18 protein-coding genes are annotated in these 21,132 nt (G+C 33.3%); 6 read left to right on the top strand and 12 right to left on the bottom strand.

Features of this window, described 5'->3' with window-relative positions; all coding sequences use genetic code 11:
- Nucleotides 1-114 precede the first annotated feature (114 nt).
- Nucleotides 115-1,104, top strand: a complete 990-nt coding sequence (locus IW18_RS06065; protein WP_041516683.1) for an aspartate-semialdehyde dehydrogenase — start codon at nucleotides 115-117, stop codon at nucleotides 1,102-1,104.
- A gap of 213 nt (nucleotides 1,105-1,317) precedes the next feature.
- Here IW18_RS06065 and IW18_RS06060 read toward each other — a convergent pair whose 3' ends face one another.
- The 3 genes from IW18_RS06060 to IW18_RS06050 form a co-directional block, all read right to left on the bottom strand.
- On the bottom strand, nucleotides 1,318-1,635 hold the full coding sequence (locus IW18_RS06060) for a 2Fe-2S iron-sulfur cluster-binding family protein (RefSeq protein ID WP_007805184.1): 318 nt from the start codon (nucleotides 1,633-1,635) through the stop codon (nucleotides 1,318-1,320).
- A 238-nt stretch (nucleotides 1,636-1,873) separates the two neighbouring features.
- The gene (locus IW18_RS06055) at nucleotides 1,874-2,113 is read right to left on the bottom strand and encodes a NifU family protein (RefSeq protein ID WP_041516682.1); all 240 of its coding nucleotides are present in this window, start codon (nucleotides 2,111-2,113) and stop codon (nucleotides 1,874-1,876) included.
- A 112-nt stretch (nucleotides 2,114-2,225) separates the two neighbouring features.
- Complete coding sequence (locus tag IW18_RS06050; RefSeq protein ID WP_041516681.1) at nucleotides 2,226-3,356, bottom strand: Mrp/NBP35 family ATP-binding protein; 1,131 nt, start codon at nucleotides 3,354-3,356, stop codon at nucleotides 2,226-2,228.
- Between the two features lie 427 nt (nucleotides 3,357-3,783).
- On the opposite strand from IW18_RS06050, the gene IW18_RS06045 reads away from it, so the two are divergent.
- Complete coding sequence (locus IW18_RS06045) at nucleotides 3,784-5,382, top strand: L,D-transpeptidase family protein (RefSeq protein ID WP_041516680.1); 1,599 nt, start codon at nucleotides 3,784-3,786, stop codon at nucleotides 5,380-5,382.
- A gap of 94 nt (nucleotides 5,383-5,476) precedes the next feature.
- On the opposite strand, the gene IW18_RS06040 is transcribed toward IW18_RS06045, so the two are convergent.
- The 3 genes from IW18_RS06040 to IW18_RS06030 form a co-directional block, all read right to left on the bottom strand.
- Nucleotides 5,477-7,903, bottom strand: coding sequence for an ABC transporter permease (locus IW18_RS06040; RefSeq protein ID WP_041516679.1), 2,427 nt, complete (start codon nucleotides 7,901-7,903; stop codon nucleotides 5,477-5,479).
- Nucleotides 7,904-8,048: 145 nt separating this feature from the next.
- Nucleotides 8,049-8,756 carry an ABC transporter ATP-binding protein gene (locus IW18_RS06035; RefSeq protein WP_041516678.1) on the bottom strand — a complete coding sequence of 236 codons (708 nt, stop codon included), beginning with the start codon at nucleotides 8,754-8,756 and terminating at the stop codon, nucleotides 8,049-8,051.
- 108 nt (nucleotides 8,757-8,864) lie between these two features.
- Complete coding sequence (locus tag IW18_RS06030; RefSeq protein ID WP_041516677.1) at nucleotides 8,865-10,109, bottom strand: efflux RND transporter periplasmic adaptor subunit; 1,245 nt, start codon at nucleotides 10,107-10,109, stop codon at nucleotides 8,865-8,867.
- A gap of 158 nt (nucleotides 10,110-10,267) precedes the next feature.
- Between IW18_RS06030 and IW18_RS06025 the strand changes: the two genes are divergently transcribed.
- Together IW18_RS06025 and IW18_RS06020 are read left to right on the top strand one after the other, a co-directional pair.
- Nucleotides 10,268-11,626, top strand: a complete 1,359-nt coding sequence (locus tag IW18_RS06025; RefSeq protein WP_041516676.1) for a sigma-54-dependent transcriptional regulator — start codon at nucleotides 10,268-10,270, stop codon at nucleotides 11,624-11,626.
- A 126-nt stretch (nucleotides 11,627-11,752) separates the two neighbouring features.
- Nucleotides 11,753-13,078 carry a sensor histidine kinase gene (locus IW18_RS06020; protein WP_041516675.1) on the top strand — a complete coding sequence of 442 codons (1,326 nt, stop codon included), beginning with the start codon at nucleotides 11,753-11,755 and terminating at the stop codon, nucleotides 13,076-13,078.
- Nucleotides 13,079-13,176: 98 nt separating this feature from the next.
- Here IW18_RS06020 and IW18_RS06015 read toward each other — a convergent pair whose 3' ends face one another.
- The 5 genes from IW18_RS06015 to IW18_RS05995 all read right to left on the bottom strand — a co-directional run bounded on the left by IW18_RS06015 (nucleotide 13,177) and on the right by IW18_RS05995 (nucleotide 17,338).
- Entirely contained in the window at nucleotides 13,177-13,506 is a 330-nt protein-coding gene (locus IW18_RS06015) for an MGMT family protein (RefSeq protein ID WP_041516674.1), read from the bottom strand.
- A gap of 131 nt (nucleotides 13,507-13,637) precedes the next feature.
- Nucleotides 13,638-14,273: a LysE family transporter gene (locus IW18_RS06010; RefSeq protein ID WP_041516673.1), complete on the bottom strand. Its 636-nt coding sequence runs from the start codon at nucleotides 14,271-14,273 to the stop codon at nucleotides 13,638-13,640.
- 42 nt (nucleotides 14,274-14,315) lie between these two features.
- Nucleotides 14,316-14,993, bottom strand: a complete 678-nt coding sequence (gene trmB, locus IW18_RS06005; RefSeq protein WP_041516806.1) for a tRNA (guanosine(46)-N7)-methyltransferase TrmB — start codon at nucleotides 14,991-14,993, stop codon at nucleotides 14,316-14,318.
- Nucleotides 14,994-15,201: 208 nt separating this feature from the next.
- Nucleotides 15,202-16,584, bottom strand: a complete 1,383-nt coding sequence (locus IW18_RS06000; RefSeq protein ID WP_041516672.1) for an ammonium transporter — start codon at nucleotides 16,582-16,584, stop codon at nucleotides 15,202-15,204.
- A gap of 262 nt (nucleotides 16,585-16,846) precedes the next feature.
- The gene (locus tag IW18_RS05995; protein WP_041516671.1) at nucleotides 16,847-17,338 is read right to left on the bottom strand and encodes a nuclear transport factor 2 family protein; all 492 of its coding nucleotides are present in this window, start codon (nucleotides 17,336-17,338) and stop codon (nucleotides 16,847-16,849) included.
- Between the two features lie 492 nt (nucleotides 17,339-17,830).
- Between IW18_RS05995 and IW18_RS05990 the strand changes: the two genes are divergently transcribed.
- Nucleotides 17,831-18,478: a hypothetical protein gene (locus IW18_RS05990; protein ID WP_041516670.1), complete on the top strand. Its 648-nt coding sequence runs from the start codon at nucleotides 17,831-17,833 to the stop codon at nucleotides 18,476-18,478.
- 295 nt (nucleotides 18,479-18,773) lie between these two features.
- On the opposite strand, the gene wrbA is transcribed toward IW18_RS05990, so the two are convergent.
- A complete protein-coding gene (gene wrbA, locus IW18_RS05985) occupies nucleotides 18,774-19,934 on the bottom strand; it encodes an NAD(P)H:quinone oxidoreductase (RefSeq protein ID WP_041516669.1) in 1,161 nt (386 codons plus the stop codon).
- A gap of 540 nt (nucleotides 19,935-20,474) precedes the next feature.
- Here wrbA and IW18_RS05980 point away from each other — a divergent pair.
- A complete protein-coding gene (locus IW18_RS05980; RefSeq protein ID WP_041516668.1) occupies nucleotides 20,475-21,131 on the top strand; it encodes an oxidoreductase in 657 nt (218 codons plus the stop codon).
- Nucleotide 21,132: the final 1 nt, after the last annotated feature.

Genomic DNA, 21,132 nt, shown 5'->3' with positions numbered 1-21,132 from the left:
TGTAATTGTTTGTTTTGTAACATTTTGTTATTTTTTGTGAACCGCCTTGTTTTAATTTTTATTATGTATACTTTTGCAGAGTAAATAAGATTAATTCATACTAAAAATATAAAAATGAGAATAGCGGTTGTAGGTGCCACTGGTATGGTTGGCGAGATAATGTTTAAAGTTTTGGCAGAAAGAAATTTCCCTGTTACAGAGTTAATTCCTGTTGCTTCAGAAAGATCAGTAGGAAAAGAAATTGAATATAAAGGAACAAAATATAAAGTTGTAGGAATGCAAACAGCAGTTGATATGAAAGCTGATATTGCTTTATTTTCTGCAGGAGGAGATACATCATTAGAGTGGGCTCCAAAATTTGCTGCTGCTGGAACAACCGTTATCGACAACTCATCGGCTTGGAGAATGGATCCAACTAAAAAATTAGTAGTTCCAGAAATCAATGCTACATCATTAACAAAAGAAGATAAAATTATTGCAAATCCAAATTGCTCAACTATACAAATGGTTTTGACTTTGGCTCCATTGCATAGAAAATACAACATTAGGAGAATAATCGTTTCTACTTATCAGTCGATCACCGGAACAGGTGTAAAAGCGGTGAGACAATTAGAAAATGAATACGCAGGAATTCAGGGAGAAATGGCTTATAAATATCCAATTCACAGAAATGCGATTCCACATTGCGATAGTTTTGAAGAAAATGGATACACTAAAGAAGAAATGAAGTTAGTTCGCGAAACTCAAAAAATTCTTGGTGACAATACTATTAGAGTAACAGCTACAGCAGTTCGTGTACCAGTTGTTGGTGGACATAGCGAAGCGGTAAATGTTGAGTTTACAAACGATTTTGATGTAAATGAAGTTCGCGAAATTTTACACAATACTGATGGAGTAGTGGTTCAGGATAATTTAGATACATTTACGTATCCAATGCCATTATATGCTGAAGGTAAAAATGATGTTTTTGTTGGAAGAATTCGTCGTGACGAAAGCCAGGAAAATACATTAAACATGTGGATTGTTGCTGACAACCTAAGAAAAGGTGCTGCTACAAACACGATTCAAATCGCTGAGTATTTAATTCAGGCAGGTTTGGTATAATCAGAGATTAAAGAAAATTGTTATAAAGGAAAAGCCGTAATTGCAGTAATGTAATTGCGGTTTTTTTGTGGGTAAATTTCAAGTTTACATTACGACAAACCCAACAGTCTCGAAGCCTCGGGATAAAACCTGTCGGGTTTAGAAACGTATAATATTTTACATCTAACTTTTCACAAATCAAAAAAAAACGAGAACCTTGGTTCTCGTTTTTTTTTAATATTCAGGGGCTAATTCTAGCTCTAATCCTTCTAATTCTGTAGTAATTGGAATCTGACAGCCTAAACGACTATTAGATTTAACATAAAATGCTTCCGAAAGCATCGCTTCTTCATCATCTCCCATTTCCGGTAATGCAACGTCATTAAGAACATAACACTGGCAAGAAGCACACATGGCCATTCCGCCACAAGTTCCTTCAACAGGAAGTTCGTATGCTTTGCATAGCTCCATTATGTTCATTGCCATATCAGTGGGAGCCTGTAATTCATGTATAACTCCTTCTCGGTCTTTAATCTTTATTAATACATCCATTTTAATTATTGGAATTTTACTGTTTAGGATTTTATAACGTGAAAAAATCCTTCCTTATGTTAAATGATTTTTATACTAAATGCGTATTCTTTTTTACTGCTTTCGTTAAGATGCATTTTTGAACCAAGAACATTACCGCTTTTGTAATGCTGTAACTATTACAATTACAGAGTAAAATCGCTTAAAAAGGCTGTTATTCTTGCTAATTATTAAAAAGTAAAACGCAATATTTTTTGTATTACATTATATTAACCACAGTTTCAATTTGTGGCGCATATTTTTTTATAGTTGTTTCAACTCCCGCTTTTAGCGTCATTTGATTTACACTACAGCTTATACATGCTCCTTCAAGACGAACTTTAACATGTTTGTCGTCGTCTATAGAAATAAGCGTAATGTCTCCTCCATCAGAATTTAAAAAAGGTCTGATTTCATCAAGGGCCAATAATACGTTGGTTGTTAATTCTTCTGTTGTCATAATATTTAATGTGTCAATTAGCAAATGTGCCAATGAGATAATGCGTTAATTAGATAATTTAAAAATTATCGTAAAACATTATCTCATCGTCTCATTATCTCAATTATCTAATTTATTTCTTTACTGCTGAACAACCCGCCATAGTTGTAATTTTAATGGCTTCAGTTGCAGGTAAATTATCATTTCTGTTTACTACTTCTTGTACAACGCTTCTGGTGATTTCTTCAAAAACAGTTTCAATTGGCGAAGCTGTTTGCATAGCTGCAGGGCGACCAAAATCTCCTGCTTCACGAATAGACTGTACGATTGGCACTTCCCCTAAAAATGGAACACCTAAATCTTCGGCAAGGTTTTTTGCACCTTCTTGTCCAAAGATATAATATTTATTGTCAGGTAATTCTTCTGGTGTAAAGTACGCCATATTTTCGATAATTCCCAAAACAGGAACATTGATATTGTCTTGCATGAACATTGCTACTCCTTTTTTAGCATCGGCAAGAGCCACAGCTTGTGGAGTACTTACTACAACTGCTCCAGTAATTGGCAATGATTGCATGATCGAAAGGTGAATATCTCCAGTTCCCGGAGGTAAATCAATTAGCATAAAATCTAAATCTCCCCAATCAGCATCAAAAATCATTTGATTCAACGCTTTTGCAGCCATTGGACCTCTCCAAATTACGGCTTGACTTGGAGCTGTAAAAAATCCAATAGAAAGTATTTTGATATCATAACTTTCAACTGGTTTCATTTTTGATTTTCCGTCTACAGTAATTGAAATTGGTTTTTCGTTTTCGACATCAAACATAATAGGCATCGAAGGTCCGTAGATATCAGCATCAAGAACACCAACATTGAATCCCATTTTTGCTAACGTTACAGCAAGATTTGCAGTAACAGTAGATTTTCCAACTCCACCTTTACCAGAGGCAACGGCTATAATATTTTTGATACCAGGAATTGCTTTTCCTTTTATTTCATTAGGATTTTCCTTGGCTTCAACTTTAATATTTACTTTAACTTTAGCTTCTGGAGATACCAATTCAAGAATTGTTTTTTTGATATCATCTTCAGCTCTTTTTTTAATGTGCATTGCTGGCGTGTGCAAAACTAAATCTACTACAACTTCATCTCCAAAAGTGATTACATTGGCAACAGCTCCACTTTCAACCATATTTTTTCCTTCTCCAGCTATAGTAATTGTTTCTAGAGCTTTAAGAATTTCTTTTCTATCTAATTTCATTTAATGTACTATTTTCTATTGATTAAAATCGATTTAACGCATTGTGTTTATTTAAACTGATTTCAGACTACAAAGATAACAGATTATGTTCGGATTCAAACCCTTTTAAATTGTATTTATTGATATTGAGATTGCTCAAAATGATTCTGATAGTTTGAGTTTGTCTCGATGAATTTATAAAAAAACAAATAATATTTTTTTTGTCATGATTTGTTGTAAAATCTTTTGCTAATGAATTATACGAATTTTAATATAAAATTACTTTGCTTTATGTTATAATTGTCAATAATCTTGGCTATATTTGATTACCCTAAATCAAAGTATTTTTAGCAATTCGAAAAATCTGAAAACTTATTTTCTTTGTGACTTCTTATGGGTTTTCGGTATTTTTTAATTCTAATTTTGTAAAAATTTAAACTTTAAAAATATGCGAAATTTTACTTTTTCTACAATTATTATTACGATCAGCTTTTTTGCATTTTCATTTACTTCATTTTCGGCTAAATCAAAAAGTAAAGAGCTTTTGATAAAGCATACGTATGTTTCAGACATTACTATAAATGCCGTTTCTATAAATGCATTTTTTAAAAAATATCCCAAACTAAAAAAATATCAAAAGGATGTTGAGGATATTTATAAAAACAAACAATACAAATCTATTTGGTACGACGACAAAAGCATAAGTGAATTTGGCGCGTTATTGTATCAAAAAGTAAATGTTCTGAAAGATCAGGGAATTGACAAAGAAATGCCGTATAAAGAGGTCATTGATCAGGCTTTTAACGAAAGTGATAATGTTGATCCGACACACGTAGATACTGAATTGCTCCTGACCAGTATGTATATTTTTTATGCCAGTAATGTTTACTCTGGCGTCGATCCTGCAACTTTAAAGAAAATTGGCTGGTACTTACCAGCAAAAACAATTTCGTACTCCAGAATTTTAGATTCTTTAATTGTCGATACAAATCGGTTGAATGAAGATGATAATCTTTTGTTTAATCAATATTACAAATTAAAAGATGCATTGAAAAAATACCGTAAAATAGAAACCGATAATCTCTGGCAGAAAATTACAATTGACAGTGCTAATTATAAAGATTTGAGACCAGATGATACAGCTATTGCCATTAAACAAATCAGGAATCGTTTGTTTGTTACCGGAGATCTAAAGCAAGATTCTAAAAGTAATGTTTATGATGAAGAATTGATGGCCGGCATATTGAACTATAAAAGAAGATACAATCTTAAATTAAATTACGCCATAACGAGAGATCATATTAATCAATTGAATGAACCAATCAGCAAAAGAATTAAAACGATAATGCTGAATATGGAACGATGCAGATGGATTCCGACTAAATTATCGAAAGCAAATGAATATGTCATGGTAAATATTCCGTCGTTCAGAATGTTTTATGTGAAGGATGGGAAATATGCGTTTACTTCCGATATTTTTGTTGGTAATAGATTGAGTGAAACCGTAATTTTTAGCGGAATGATGGACAGAATTGTTTTTAGTCCTTATTGGTACGTTCCACAAAGTATTATTCAAAACGAATTAAAACTTCAGATTGCGAATGATAAAAATTATTTAGCCGAACATAATATGGAATGGAATGGTGGAAAAGTGCGACAAAAACCAGGACCTAAAAACTCTTTAGGATTGGTGAAATTTATGTTCCCAAATCCAAATGATATTTACATGCACGATACGCCGGCAAAAAGTTTATTTGAGTTTGAAAAGCGTACGTTTAGTCACGGTTGTATTAATGTAAAAGAGGCAAAATTATTAGCGCTGACTATTTTAAAAGACGATCCGGACTGGCCGCCAACTAAAATTGATCAGGCAATGAGCGGCGAAAAAGAAACGACCTGTATGCTTAAAAATAAAATTCCCGTTTATATTGGTTATTTTACCGCTTGGGTTCAGGACAATGGCGAAATTAATTTTTTCCCTGATGTGTACAGTCGTGACGACAGTTTAGATAAATTACTGTATTCAGATTCAATTGTTTCGAAATAAAGAATTCTATTTAATTAATAAACCCGACAGGTTTTATCTCGAGGCTTCGGGACTGTCGGGTTTGATAATTAAAATAAAAAAATGGTCTACAAGCTTATTCGTATTTTAAATATTTTAGAATATCTATTTTGGTTACCTGATAGGCTTTAGTTAAAACGATAATTAAAGTTAGCGCCAATAAAGAAACCAACGCAATGCTAAACGGAACAACCGAAACGCCTATTCTGAAAGCGAAATTTTCAAGCCATTTTTGTAGTAAAATGTAGGCTGGAATAATTCCGATACCAAATCCTATTAAGCAAAACAGAACATATTGCTTTGATAATGCTTTTAATAAAACATCAGTTTCTGCACCCAAAGTTTTTCTGATTGCGATTTCTTTTAATCTTCTTTCCATCGAGAACGATGCTAAAGCAAACAATCCAAAAATGGCAATGATAATTACAACAAGATTCAGGATAAAAAACAGATCTTTTTGTTTTACTTGTTCTTCGTAGGTTTTGGCAAATCCTTTATTTACAAATTCATAGTCAAAAGGATAGTCAGGATTTATATTTTTCTCCCAATATGTTTTTAGTTTGGCTAAAGTTTCAGTCAGATTATTTGGAGAAACTTTTACATAAACATTTTCAAAGTTATTCCATTTTAAAGTTTTCGTATTGATAAAAACCATTGGTGGAACCTTATTTTGAAGTCCAGTAATATTAAAGTCTTTTACAACCCCAACAACTTTAAACTTCAGGCTTCCTTTTTCATTTCCCCAACCAGATGTTATTACTGTATTTATAGGATTTTTAAGTCCTAATGTTTTAGCCAGGGTTTCATTTATTAACCAATTATCAATAGTGTCAGAAGCGAATTTAGTAGATAAATTTCGGCCTTCGACAATTTTAATTTTCATCATTTCCAGAAAACCAAAATCCATTTCAACATTTCGTGGCTGAACAAAAACACCATTGTGTGTAAAACCGGAACTTGAGTTTGTACTGTTCCCAAAAGTACCCGCAAAAGTAGAAATATCCTCAACTCCTGACATTTTAGAGATTTCTTGTTTTGCAGTAAAATATTTCTGAGCCTTTTGACTATAATCTTCGATTCTAAAAGGAATTCTGATAACCTGGTCACCGCTAAAACCTAGATCTTTATTCATCATATAGTCAACCTGAGAATTTACAATTAAAGCTCCGATGATGAAAAAAGCGGCAATTCCAAATTGAAAAATAAGCATTGAATTTCGAATCCAAATACCACTTTTACTCCTTGAAAAGTTTCCTTTTAAAACCTTTAAAGTTTCAAAATTTGAGATATAAACAGCTGGAAAAATACCCGCAAGAATAATTACTAATCCAAATATAAAAATAAGCTGCAGGTAAAATTCGCCACCATTCATTGTCAAAGATTTTTTCAAAAACGCATTATAGTAAGGCAATGATAGTTCTACGATTGCCAGCGCAAAAATAATTGCCAAAATAACAATAATAGCAGTTTCAAAAATAAACTGAGCAATAATTTGATTTTTGCTTGCGCCAACAATTTTGCGAACACCAACTTCTTTAGCACGTTTTATGGCCGAAGCTGTTGCTAAATTGATATAATTTACAAGTGATAAAATTAAAATCAAAGCAGATAACCCTGCCATGATATAAAGAAGCTGTAGGTTTCCTTTTCCTTCAGGAATTGCTGATCCGGAAGCTTTTGTGCCATGCAAATGCAAAGTTTTCAACTGATCCAGAATAATCTTGATTTCTCCATTTTCTTTTATGTATTGCGCCACAGTCTGACCACTTTCTTTAGCATCCTTTACAGTTCTGTTTACAAAGTTGACATTATGCATTTTCTTAAGAACTAAAGCAGGATCAACATCTTTTTTGATTTTGATCATCAAGCCATAATTGAAATTCCCCCATTGGTTCAAATCCTGTTCCCGTACAATTCCTCCAAAAACGTAATTTGGTTCAATAGAAGATGGTTTTATAATGCGATAAACAGCTTTTACGATATATGATTTATTATCATAAGAAATTGATTTCCCAATTGGATCATCATTCTTAAAAAGCAGATTCGCTTGTTCTTCAGCAATAGCCACGCTATTTTTGTCTTTTAAAATATCCTTTTTGTCACCTTTTATAATTGGAAAAGGGAAAAAATCAAAAAAGTTCTCATCAGAAACCATGATTTTTTTATCGATTACTTTTCGATTTTGATATTTTATAACAGACTCACCGTACCAGATGTTTAAAAAACAAATTTGTTCAATTTCCGGAATCGTTGCTTTACAGGTTTGTCCAAAAGGAATCGAACTTGTTCCCCAAGTGTCTCCAGTTCCACCAATTACGTTCAGGACTTGATAAGAGTTTTCTTTTTCAGGATTCCATTGATCGTATGCGTTTTCATTGTTCCAATATAAAATTGCAAAAATAACTCCCGCAACTCCAATGCTTAAGCCAAGGACATTTAAGAACGAAAACAATTTGTTTTGCTTTAAATGATATATAAATATTTTAAACCAGTTAAAAATCATGTTTTGTGTTTTTAAGTTATTACACTTATTTTTTTATAGCCTAACAGTTTACGTGCTGTTTAGGTTTTAAATCATTGCCAATACTTTGCAAACAAATCCTAACAGGATTGTAATTGCAGCTATAATAAATTTGATCATTTTTGTATTATTTAGCGTCCATAAAAACATCAACATTTCTCTGATTTAATTTTTCAGAAAATATAACCCCATCTTTCATATGAATCGTTTTTTGCGAAAACGAAGCATCATAATCAGAGTGCGTAACCATCAAAATTGTTGCTCCTTTAGCATGTAAATCTGTTAAAAGTTCCATAACCTCATTACCGTTTTTACTATCTAAGTTCCCAGTTGGCTCATCGGCTAGAATAATTTTAGGATCATTAACTAAAGCCCTTGCCACGGCAACTCTTTGTTGTTGTCCTCCCGAAAGCTGTTGCGGAAAATGTTTCAATCTGTGAGAGATATTTAATTTTTCGGCAATAGCCTCAATTTTTTGCTTTCTATCCGATGCTTTTACATTGTTATAAAGCAAAGGCAATTCGATATTATCATAAACAGAAAGCTCATCGATTAAGTTGAAATTCTGAAAAATGAAACCAATGTTCTCTTTTCGAACCTGAGCTCTTCCTTTTTCTTTTAAGCCAATCATTTCCTGGTCTAATAATTTATAACTTCCGTCTGTTGCTCCGTCCAGAAGTCCAATAATATTTAATAAAGTAGATTTTCCACAACCTGAAGGTCCCATGATAGTTAAAAAATCGCCTTTTTTAATCTCTAAAGAAATACCACTCAATGCTGAAGTTTCTACTTCTTCGGTTCTAAAAACTTTGGTTAAATTTTGAATTGTTATCATATTTTTTTGGTTTAAATTGTTGTTGATTGTTGTTGATTGTGATTTTTGATTGATGATTGAAACGCTGCTAATTATAAATTGTTAATTGTGAACTGAGACTGAAAACTATTACTGAGTGTTAATTGACAATTCCTCAATGTCCTTGTAATCTGTATACGATGAGGTAATCACAGATTCTCCTTCTTTTAAACCTTCTAGAACTTCATAATAAGAAGGATTTTCTCGACCTAATTTTATATTTCTTCTTTCGGCTTTATTTCCTTTTACTACAAAAATCCATTTTCCTGCAGTCTCCTGATTAAAACTTCCTTTTTGAAGTACAAGAGTTTTATTTTTTTCAGATAAAATCAGCTTTACACCAAAACTTAATCCATCTTGTAAAACAATATTTTCTTTAGATGTAAAGGCTAATTCAACAATAAAATGACCGCCTTTTACTTCAGGAATTACTTTGGTAACAATAACTTCAAGAGTTGATCCTTTAAATTCTACCTGGCCTTTCAAACCTTCTCGTATTTTTTCCAGATAAAACTCATCGACATCAGCAGTAAGTTTATAACCTTGTTTCGAATCTATTTTTCCGATGCTTTCGCCTGCCTGAAACGTTTTTCCTAAAACAGGTTGGAAAGAAGTTAATCGTCCAGATTCTGGAGCAGTTATTAGGAAATTCTTTTTATTGTTTCTCAAAATATCCAAACTCTTTTCCATAGTTTGAATTGAGTTGTTGATTTGTGAAATCTGAATTCGATTCGTTTGTTTTTCCTTTTGAATACTTTGCTGAATCGTTCTTTTGCGTTCCTCTTGAAAACGCAAACTCTCTTTAAACGTATTCCAATCATTTTTTGAAATCACCTCTTTATCATATAATTTAGCGTTCATATCATATAATCTTTTAGCATCATTATAATCATGCTCGATTAAAACTAAATCCTTATTAAGATTCAATTCCTGATTTCTAATATTCAGTTTACCCGTATTCAAGTTGTTGATTTGCTCAATAATTGCTGTTTCCTGAGTCAGATAATTAAGCTCAGTGTTTGGATTGTATAAGCGTGCCAGCGATTGACCTTTGGTTACCATTGCACCATTTTCTACAAAAATCTCTTTTACAGAGCCGCCTTCTGTAACATTTACAAGCATCACATTTAATGGCTCGACTTTAGCTTGAAAAACAACGAAATCTTCAAAAAAATCCTTGTCGACTTTTTGAACCGTTATTTCTTCCGCTTTTACATTTAAACTTCTTTTAGTGTTAAATGAAAAGAAGATAACTACAGCCAATACTAAAAAAACAGCAATTGCTATTGTCAGATACCTAAATTTTCTATTTTTACGAGGAATTACCTTGTCCATTTTTTAAATAATTTACTGATAATCAATAGGTAAATACTGTGCCATAAAATTTATTATTTGTAAAGTATTGATTTTAAAGAAGCTTTAAAAACCACTCCCTAAAAAGAGTGTTCGATAATGAACAGTTGACCGTTCAAAATCGGACAAAAATAATAACCATGCGAAAAAAACAAGCCCAAATATTAGTCGTTGACGATCAGGAAGAAATTCTTTTCTCGGCAAAAATGATTCTTAAAAAACATTTTGAAACCATTTTTACGACCAATAGCCCCAAAAAAATCATTTCCATTTTAAATGAAAATGAAATAAATGTGGTTTTACTAGACATGAATTATCGAATTGGTTTCGAAGATGGACGTGAAGGGATTCATTGGCTTAAGGAAATAAAAACACTTTCGCCTCAAACGATTGTAATTTTAATGACTGCTTTTGGTAAAATTGAAACCGCAGTTGAAGGTATAAAAATTGGTGCCTTTGATTATGTTTTGAAACCTTGGCACAATGAAAAATTACTCGAAATAATCGAAAAGGCAGTTGTTGAAAGCCGAAAAAACACTAAAAAAGTTGTAACCGACAAAACAGAAAAAAAATACTTTGTAGGTACTTCGCAAAAAATAAAACACGCTTATTCTATTGCCGAAAGAGTAGCTAAAACTGATGCTAATGTTTTAGTTTTAGGCGAAAATGGAACAGGAAAATATGTTTTTGCCGAGTTTATTCATCAAAATTCAGAAAGAAAAAAACAACCTTTTGTTCATGTTGATTTAGGGTCTCTGAGCGATAATTTATTTGAAAGCGAACTTTTTGGCTATGCCAAAGGCGCTTTTACCGATGCCAAGGTAGATACGCCCGGAAGATTTGAAATGGCATCAAACGGAACTATTTTTTTGGACGAAATAGGAAACATTTCGCTTCATTTGCAAGCTAAATTATTACACGTTTTGCAAACTAAAACCGTTACGCGTCTTGGCGAAAGCAAACCAAGACCTTTAAATGTTCGCATAATTGCTGCGACAAACAGCGATATAAAAGCTGAGGTTAAAAATAAAACCTTCCGTGAAGATTTGTTGTACCGTATTAATACGATGGAAATTCATTTGCCTTCTTTGCGCGAACGAAAAGATGACATTGTTCCAATGGCTCATTTTATTCTCGATCAAATAGCGGAGAAATACAATCATGGTCCCGAAACTTCGGGATGGAAATTTGAAGATAATGCGGCGTCCTATTTAGAAAAATATCCATGGAAAGGAAATGTCAGAGAAATGGAGAATAAAATCGAACGTGCTTTAATTTTGGCAGATAATAATACAATTTCTGTACATGACCTGGATATTTTAGATTTTGAAGATGTGCTGGAAAATGATGAAAATCCATTGTCTGAAATGGAGAAAAATGCGATCGAAAAAGCATTATTTAAACACAACGGAAATATTAGTAAAACGGCTGAAGAACTTGGTTTGTCAAGAGCTGCATTATACCGAAGAATTGAAAAGTACGATTTGAAAAACTCATGAATTAAAAAGTAGTTTAGCCACAGATTATAGGATTAAAAAAGGATTTTTTTTCACGCAGATTCTATGTGAGCTAAATTTAAAAATCTTTTTTAATCCTATAATCTGTGGTAATAAAAAAATAAAATAATGAAAAACTGGAAGTTTTATAATGCTTTGTTTGCAAGAGTTTTGTTTGTTATGATACTCTTTTTCTTTTGCTCCTTTTTGATTTTCAAGATGTTTTATTACAATGCATTTTTAGTTGGTTTTTTTGGCGTTTTAATGTTGTTTGAAATGTATTTTTTTGTCAAAAACAGATTGTTATTTTACGACAGAACATTGATTTCGATGTTGCAAAAAGACTTTTCTACCAATTTTCCAGAAGAAAATAAAAAAGATAACTTTAAAAATTTGTACTTGTTATATGAGTCATTAAAAGATCAACAACAAGATCAGACTTCAAAAGAAATTGTGTATCAGTCTATTTTAAACAGCATTGATACAGCTGCTTTAATCTTGGAAAAAGAAGGTGAAGAATGGAATATTTTTTTAATGAACGATTGCTTTTCAAGCCTTTTTAAAGTTCCAAAAGTAAGCCATTGGAAATACCTCAAAAACTATTTACCCTCACTTTGTTCTGAGATTGAAAATGTTGGTTTTTCAGATTTAAAATCGGCAATTTCTATTAAAATCGAAGAGCAGGATTTGCAAACTTTTGTACTGCAAACATCACGTGCAAAATCATACAATAAAGAATATTTTATCATTTTATTAGATAGTATTCAGTGTGTTATAGAGAAGAAAGAAAAAGAGGCATGGATAAATTTAATGAAAATTATTTCGCACGAACTTATGAATTCCTTAACGCCAATACGCGCGCTTTCGCAAAATTTACTTCATATTGTCGATCAGGAAAAACTCGATGATGATGATTTTGATGACATTAAAAGCAGTATATCAACCATTATTAATAGAAGTGATCATTTGCAGGTTTTTGTCGAAAACTATCGAAAATTAGCCATGCTCCCAACGCCAACTAAAATAATGACACCAATAAATTCACTTTTTGATGATTGTTTACGAATCATGGCGCCAATTTTAAAAGCAGAAAATATTGAATTGGTAAACGAAATTAATAGCTCGCGTTCTATTTTGATTGATAAAAACCAGATAGAACAAGTTATTATTAATTTGATTACCAATAGTATTTATGCCTTGAAGGAAAAGTCAGAAAAGAAAATATTTTTGTCAAGTTATACCGAAAATAACCGTTTTTTTATCATCATTTCAGATAACGGAAAAGGAATCGATTCTGAAATTAGAGACAAAGTATTTCTGCCATTCTTTACAACCCGAAAAGATGGAGCCGGAATTGGATTAACACTTTCTAAAAATATCATCGAAGCCCACGGCGGTTATCTAAGTTACCAAACCGAAGATGATAAAACGAGTTTTGTTATTTGCTTGATTTGATTGTTTGAACCTTTCCTTGTTCCTCGGAATTGAAAAAAAGGAATAGCGACAAGTTTACTTTTAAATGAACTTATATCACTTATATGGTGAAAAAAAAATTATGTGTTAGAAACCTCAGGCGTCCAAAAGTGTTTTTCGAAATCTATAATCTGATTGTCGATCACTTCAATGCCTTCATTTTCTAAAAGTTGTTGCATTAAGTTGGTTCCGTCAAAATGATGTTTTCCAGTCAAAAGTCCTTTTCTGTTAACAACTCTGTGCGCCGGAACATCATCCATATTATGACAAGCGTTCATTGCCCAGCCCACCATTCGTGCAGAACGAGCAGTTCCTAATGCTTTGGCAATTGCACCATAAGAAGTTACTTTTCCATATGGAATTTGTCTGGCGATGGTATAAACTCGTTCGAAAAAATTATCTTCAGCCATGTTCTCTGCCACATATTAAAGGATTAAAAATGATTTTACTTTGGTTTGTAAAGTTTAAGTTTTACACAGATTTAAGAAGACTAAAATTAAATGAAAATCATTTAATCTGTGAAATCTGGGATTTATATTTTTTACCCGAAATAATAACTTAGAATATTAAAAAGTGTTGCCACAGAAATCAAACCAGTAATGCTTCCAATAATAGTATTCATGTTTCGCATTACATAATCGGTTTTCTTTTCGATTCTTCCAAAGAAACCAATATAGCTGTATAAAGCAGCAAACGATCCTAAAACGGATCCGAATACAAAAGTAAAGATTATGTTGTTTTCGAATGCAAAAAGATGGTAAGAAGCCAAAGTAATGCTTACCACGACATAATACGGAATCGGGAAGAAATTCAACCCAGATAATAACATTCCTAAAAAGAACCGACTTTTTTTGCTGCTTTTTTTAATCTTCGATTTCTTAGCTTTAGGTTCTTTAGCAATAAACAAAAAGTAAATTGTTAATATCGAAAAAATAACAAAACCAACTTCGCGTAATAAAGTTACAACGTCTGGTCGATTGTCAATTACCTGAGCAAATAAAACAGCTAAAGAAACCTGAAAAAAGATTATTAATATTGCTCCCGCAACAAACCACAAAGCATTCTTTTTTCCTTCTTTCATGTTTACTTTAGCCGCCGTCATATTGATTAAACCAGGCGGAATAATCCCAATGAAAGCTGCAATAAAACCTGAAATTAAAGGAGTAAGTAATACCATTCGGTTATTTAATGGGTTGAAAAAGCAGTTTTTAAAATTAAATTAGTCTTTAATTTTAAAACGAATATACGTAATTGCCTTGTTAATTTCTAAATATTGTTTCTCGTAAAAAGTCTGAAAAGCAGTAACTTCCTCAGGACTTCCTTCATTTGTATATACGTTATGATTTGCGTATAAAACCTCATGTCCTTCACCGTGAAGCAATCCAAGAGTATAACCGTGCATGAATTCGCTATCGGTTTTAAGATTTACAACACCGTCTTTTTTAAGGATTTTTTTATACAATTTTAAAAACTCAGAATTTGTCATTCTGTGTTTTGTTCTTTTGTATTTGATTTGAGGATCCGGAAAAGTAATCCAGATTTCGTCTACTTCATTTTCATTAAAAATATGGTTGATCAATTCGATTTGAGTACGAATAAAAGCAACATTATGCAATCCGTTTTCAACAGCGGTTTTAGCGCCTCTCCAAAAACGAGCACCTTTAATATCAATTCCAATAAAATTTTTGTCAGGATATCTTTCTGCCAATCCAACAGAATATTCTCCTTTTCCACATCCTAATTCTAAAACTAATGGATTATCATTTTTAAAGAAATCAGAATTCCATTTTCCTTTCAGAGGCATTAAATCGCCTACAACTTCTTCTCTTGTTGGTTGAAAAACGTTTTGAAATGTTTCGTTTTCTCTGAATCTTTTTAGTTTATTTTTACTTCCCACTTTTACAAAAATTTTCAGCAAAATTAAGGAATATAAACGAATGAAAATAGCGCAATTACGTTTAAAGTTTTTTGTTGCTACTTTTGATTAGGATTATTGTTTATTCGCCACGAATTTCACGAATTTTCACGAATTAATTTTACCGCTTCAAACTGAAACTTAAAGAAGGAAAAATTAGCGAAAATTAGTGAAATTCGTGGCAAAAAAATTACCCATAATGAGCCTCGGTAATTGCTTTTGAATTTGGGTCAAGAGTTTCATCGTGTTGCGATAAATCAAGTCCTATGTGTTCATTTTCTTCAGAAACACGTAACGGAATAATAAAATTGGTTACCTTGAATAATAAATAAGCGCCGAAGAAAGTAAATATTGAAACCAAAACCAATGCCATCATGTGGTGAGCAAATACATTCCAGCCACCATGTAGTAAACTTGCATTTTCGCCATGAGCAAATATTGCGGTTAGAATCATTCCCATAATTCCGCCAACACCATGACAAGCGAAGACATCTAAAGTATCATCAAATCTTTTTGAGAAACGACAATTCACAGCCGAATTTGAAACTAAAGCCGTTATAAATCCAAAGAACATACTTTCGGGAACAGACACAAAACCAGCGGCAGGTGTAATGGCAACAAGACCAACCACAGCGCCAATGCAAGCACCTAAAGCCGAAACCTTTCTTCCGTTCATTCGATCAAAGAAAATCCATGTTAACATTGCAGCGGCAGATGATGTAGTGGTTGTTGCAAAAGCCATTGCAGCAGTTCCGTTGGCCGCAAGAGCAGAACCAGCGTTAAACCCAAACCATCCAAACCATAACATTCCTGTTCCTAATAACACAAACGGAATATTGGTTGGTATATGCTGGCTGTTCTTTCTTTTTCCTAAAACAAGAACACCCGCCAAAGCAGCAAATCCAGAACTCATATGAACAACAGTTCCACCAGCGAAATCTTTAACGCCAAAATAAGTGCCCAAAATTCCAGTTGGATACCAAACCGAATGGCACAATGGCGCATAAATAAAAATGGTAAATAAACTGATGAATAATAAATACGATATAAAACGAACACGTTCTGCAAATGAACCCGTAATAATTGCCGGAGCGATAATGGCAAATTTCATTTGAAACAATGCAAACAACATAAACGGAATAGTACTAGCCAATTTTTTATGAGGTAAAACACCAACATAATCCATAAAAGCAAAAGTCGTTGGATTGCCAAAAAAGCTATAGAAATGATCTCCAGAACCAAAGCCAACAGGATCTCCAAACGCCAAACTAAAACCTACAACAACCCACAAAAGCGTTACAACGCCCAAACAGATAAAACTTTGAAGCATAGTCGAAATCACATTTTTTCTGCCAACCATTCCGCCATAGAAAAAAGATAATCCAGGCGTCATAATCAAAACCAAACAACATGAAGTTAACATCCAGGCAACATCGGCAGGAACAATATGTTCAGTAGTGCCAAATTCAGATAATACGTAACTATTTTCAGTAACCGTTGGCCAAAATGCGCCAGTAATACAAACAATACTTATAATAATAAAGGAAATGATCCAGCGTTTTTCTATATTCATTTTTCAGATACTTTATTTAACCCTATTTTTTTTGGGGTCAAAGTTAAAAAAAAATAAAGATTTTGATTTTAAGGGCTGTTAAAATAGAGGTTGTTGTTTTATTTTAGTAAATATTGTAAAATTAGATATGTTTTTTTGAGACAATCTTATTTTGAACTTCTAAATTACGGATAAAATTGCCAATTGTATTATAATCAAATTACTATTCGATTCTTTAAAGTGCTATAAAAGTTAGGATTATAAGAAGAAACTCTTAAAATGTTTATTTTTTCTGAAGCTCCGCAATTAAAACGTCTTCAATTGGAGCTTTTATTTTAATCGCAGCATCAACTTCGTCATTAGGAACAGTCATTGATAAAACATAATGCTGAATTTTCCATTCTTTCCCCACTTTTACCAAAACACCAGAACTGCGACAAATTTTCATTTGCGTATTCAGTAATTCGTCAAACCAAGCTATTTTACCCGTTTTGTCAAAAAAGATATGACGTTCCAGAGCCGTAAAATTCCAGGTTTTTCCTTTGTCGAAAAATGGTTTTGCCCAAACTTTAAAATCCTTTTTATTCCAGTTTTCAGTAGCATCAGTTCCAATAAAAATAGCGTCATCGGCCATTAAATTAAAGTAAGCATCAAATTTTGCATCGGCAGCAGCTTTGTGCCAAGCATCGAGCGTTTGACTAACTTTTTCTTTTTCTGTGGTTTGCGCATTTGCAAAAGAAGCAACAAACAATAAAAGTAAAATCGATTTTTTCATGAGAAGTTTTGTTTTGGATTTAAAGTTAGCAAAAATTATTTCAAAGGTACAAAGGTGCAAAGGCTCAAAGGTTAAAATGATTCTTTAAATTTAGGACGGATTAAAATCTATCCCTACAATATAAATCGAACCGAAGGCTCTTTACAAGAGTTCCGGAAGAACGATCTATTTTGTAGCAACGGATTTTAATCCGTTGTACACGAATAAAATTAATCTCGCTAAAAGGCGTAGTTTTTATTTTAAAATAAGGATTAAAACGTACTATTTGTCATTTCGAGGAATGAGAAATCACACCAGTAGATCGACAATGATTTACGATTGTAGGCACGGAGTTTCGAGTGTGATTTCTCGTTCCTCGAAATGACATAAAATGAGAAAAGAGAATCAACGCCTTTTCAAGATTATATTACAACCCAAAACTTAAATTATCTCATATCACTTATATGGTATAATATGATTTAGTATATTTGAATGCTCTAAAATACCACAACTATGAATCCGAGAATCTTTATAAGTTCGATAGTAATTACTTCCTTAATTTTTACTTCTTGCAAGAAAGAATTAGAACCACAGGAAAACACACCAACATCTGAATTGGTTAAATTAGGATTAGCAAAAGATACAACAAAAACGCAATCAGTAGTTCAAGCCTCGCCAACGAATCCAAATACCGTAATGAGCGACAACAAAGGGCTAAATCCTGCACACGGGCAACCCGGGCACCGTTGCGATATTGCAGTTGGAGCACCGTTAAATTCGGCACCAACACAAGGTCAGGCCGCGAATGCACAACCAGTGCAAGTAAATGCAGGTCAGCCACAAGTAGTAACAACAACTGTAGCGCCAACAAAAGTAGCCAAAGGAATGAATCCTGCCCACGGACAACCCGGACACCGTTGCGACATCGCGGTTGGAGCACCTTTAAATTCTGCTCCGGCAAAACAACCTGCCACAAATACAGCACAAAGCGGAAGCGTATCTCAAAACTTTACCGTTACGCCACCAGCCGCAAATAATGCAGTTCCGGCCTTATTAAGTACCGAAGCACCAGTTGCAACCGCCGAAGGAATGAATCCGCCACACGGGCAAACAGGACACCGTTGCGATATAGCTGTTGGAGCTCCGTTGCCAAAATCATAATATTCACGTCAATAATCATCTGGGCGTGCCACCAATAAAAAAAGGGGCCAACTATGCAAATCGCTTAGTCGGCCCCTTTTTTTATTGCTGTCGGGCTATCCGCGCTACTTTGGTAGCTAGCTTCTATCCCTCACGCTTACGTGGTTTTTAGTCCCAGTTTTCAGTTTTCAGTCTCAGTTTTCAGCGCAATCTTGTCTTCCTGAGCGAAGTCGAAGGCGCAAAGGATATCGCCAATCTTTGTCGACGCCCGTACGTTCCTTCGACTTCGCTCAGGATGACAATGTTTGGATTTCTTTTATTCAATTTCAAAAATCGCCTGAATTTCAACAGCTGAATTTATTGGTAACGAAACCGCACCAATTGTTGCTCTGGCATGTTTTCCTTTTTCTCCAAAAACCAAAGCCGTTAAATTTGAGGCCGAATTCATAAGTCCTGCATGTTGCGTATATTCTGGAGTTGTATTAAAATATCCAGTCAATTGTACACATTGTTTTACCTTGTTCAAATCGCCTCCGCAAGCTTCTTTCAAAACCGCAATAACATTTAGCATTGTTTGATATGTAGCTTCTTTTGCTTGATCTTCGGTAACTGTTGCGCCAACTTTACCCGGATTTAAAATTTTTCCATCTTTCAAAGCCACTTGATTAATATAAACCTTATGATCTGAAATGGTAAACGGAACATAATTTCCAACCGGTTTAGGCGCTTCAGGAAGTACAATATTATTGTCTTTTAAAGTTTTGTTGATATCGCTTTTTGTTTCAACCGAGGTTGTTTTTACATTTTTAATATTCTCCGTGTTTTTCAATCCAGATGCTACTCTTGCCAAAGCTTTTCCTTGTTCTTTAGCCAAATTCAATTCGCTTGGCGACGGACGAGTTCCTGTAGAACCTGCCAGTGAAGTTGCACCAAAAGGAGTATTTCCCTGCGGAACCGTTTTGTCTAAAGTTGCCGTTCCCATAATTCCAGTTGGAACAATCACCATTCCGTGCGAAGCCAGAATATTCCAGAAAGACAAAATTGCCGCTTCTTTTCCTGCTCCAGATCCAGCCGACATAAATACAGTAGTTGGTTTTCCTTCTAAAACTCTCGAAGTCCAAAGCGGAATACTTTGGCTGAAAAAGTAATTCATATCGGCACTAATATTGGCAAAATGAACCGGACTTCCAAAAGCGATTCCGTCATAATTCGCCAATTCTTCGATTGTTGCAATTGGTAATTTCTCAACATCGGCATTTAGTTTTTCTTTAGTATTTATCGAAGGAACACGTTTTATAATTGCCTTTGAGTTTGGATATTCCTGAATTCCTTCGGCAATAGATTTAGCCATTTTATAAGTTCCGCCGTTTTGAGAATAGATCAAAACCAGCACATTTGTTTCAGATGATTTTACTTGCGCATTTACGCCAAAGCCTGAAAGGATTGCGATAAATAATACGAGTAGTTGCTTTTTCATGAATGTAATTTTTAATAATTTGTATTGGATAATCTCAATTAAGAAACTTGTTTTTTACTTCAAAAACCAAGTTTCACTTTTGGGACTGCAAAATTACTTCTTACAATATCAAAAAGCGTTATTATTATGTTAATCGTATTTTTATTTAAACAATGAGAATGTAGACAAAAAGCTTACTAAGTTTTTTTTTGCCGCAGATTAAAGGATTAAAAAAAAAATAGAAAAAACAGCTTGATCTGCAAAATCTGCGAGAAAAAAATAAACACATAGAATCATAGAATTTTCAAAGCAAGTACAAAAGAGTTAAAAACAAATCAAGATTTGGCACATAGCTATGTGCGTTTAAACAAATGGAATGCCTTTTTAAAGTTCCAAAATTCTATGATTCTATGTGTTAAAAATAAACCTCACCGTTTTAAAGATCAGGAAAAATCTGCTTGATCTGCAAAATCTGCGAGAAACAAAAAATATATTAATCATTCTAATCTGTAAAATCTGTGACAAAAATTTCTAACTTCGAGGAAACAAATCGCCTTACTTATGAAAAAAGCAATTCTATACGGAGCAAGCGGATTAGTAGGATCTTATATTCTCGATAATTTGTTGAATAATGCCAATTACCAACAAGTAATAATCGTTGTAAGGAAAGATCTAAACATTCAGCATCCAAAATTAAAAACCTTGATTGGTGATTTTAATACATTGCCCGAAGTTGTAAAAGACATTCAAGTAGATGAAGTTTTTATTGCTCTTGGAACCACACAAAAGAAAACTCCCGATAAAAAACTATACTATCAAATCGATCACGATTACCCAATTCTAGCCACAAAACTGGCAAAGGAAAACGGAGCAAAAGCAGTTTTTCTGGTTTCGGCACTCGGGGCAAATGCAAAATCTTCGATATTTTATAGCAAATTAAAAGGCGAAACAGAGCAAGATATTACCAGTCTAAATTTAGATCATACTTATATCTTTCGTCCGTCGATGATTTTAGGAAACAGAAAAGAAAACCGACCTGCCGAAAAAGTTTTTATTGGGATATTTAAATTCATCAATCCAATATTTGTTGGAGGTTTAAGCAAATACAAAGGAATAGAAGCAACCGATATTGCCAAAGCCATGGTAAACAGTGCAAACGCATTAAACGAAAAAGTCAAAATATTGCATTGGGAAGAAATGACCGCTTTGCTAAAATAAA

Source organism: Flavobacterium hibernum, assembly GCF_000832125.1.
GTDB lineage: Bacteria > Bacteroidota > Bacteroidia > Flavobacteriales > Flavobacteriaceae > Flavobacterium > Flavobacterium hibernum.
Note: the sequence above shows the minus strand (reverse complement) of the source record. Positions and strands in the feature narration are given on the sequence as shown.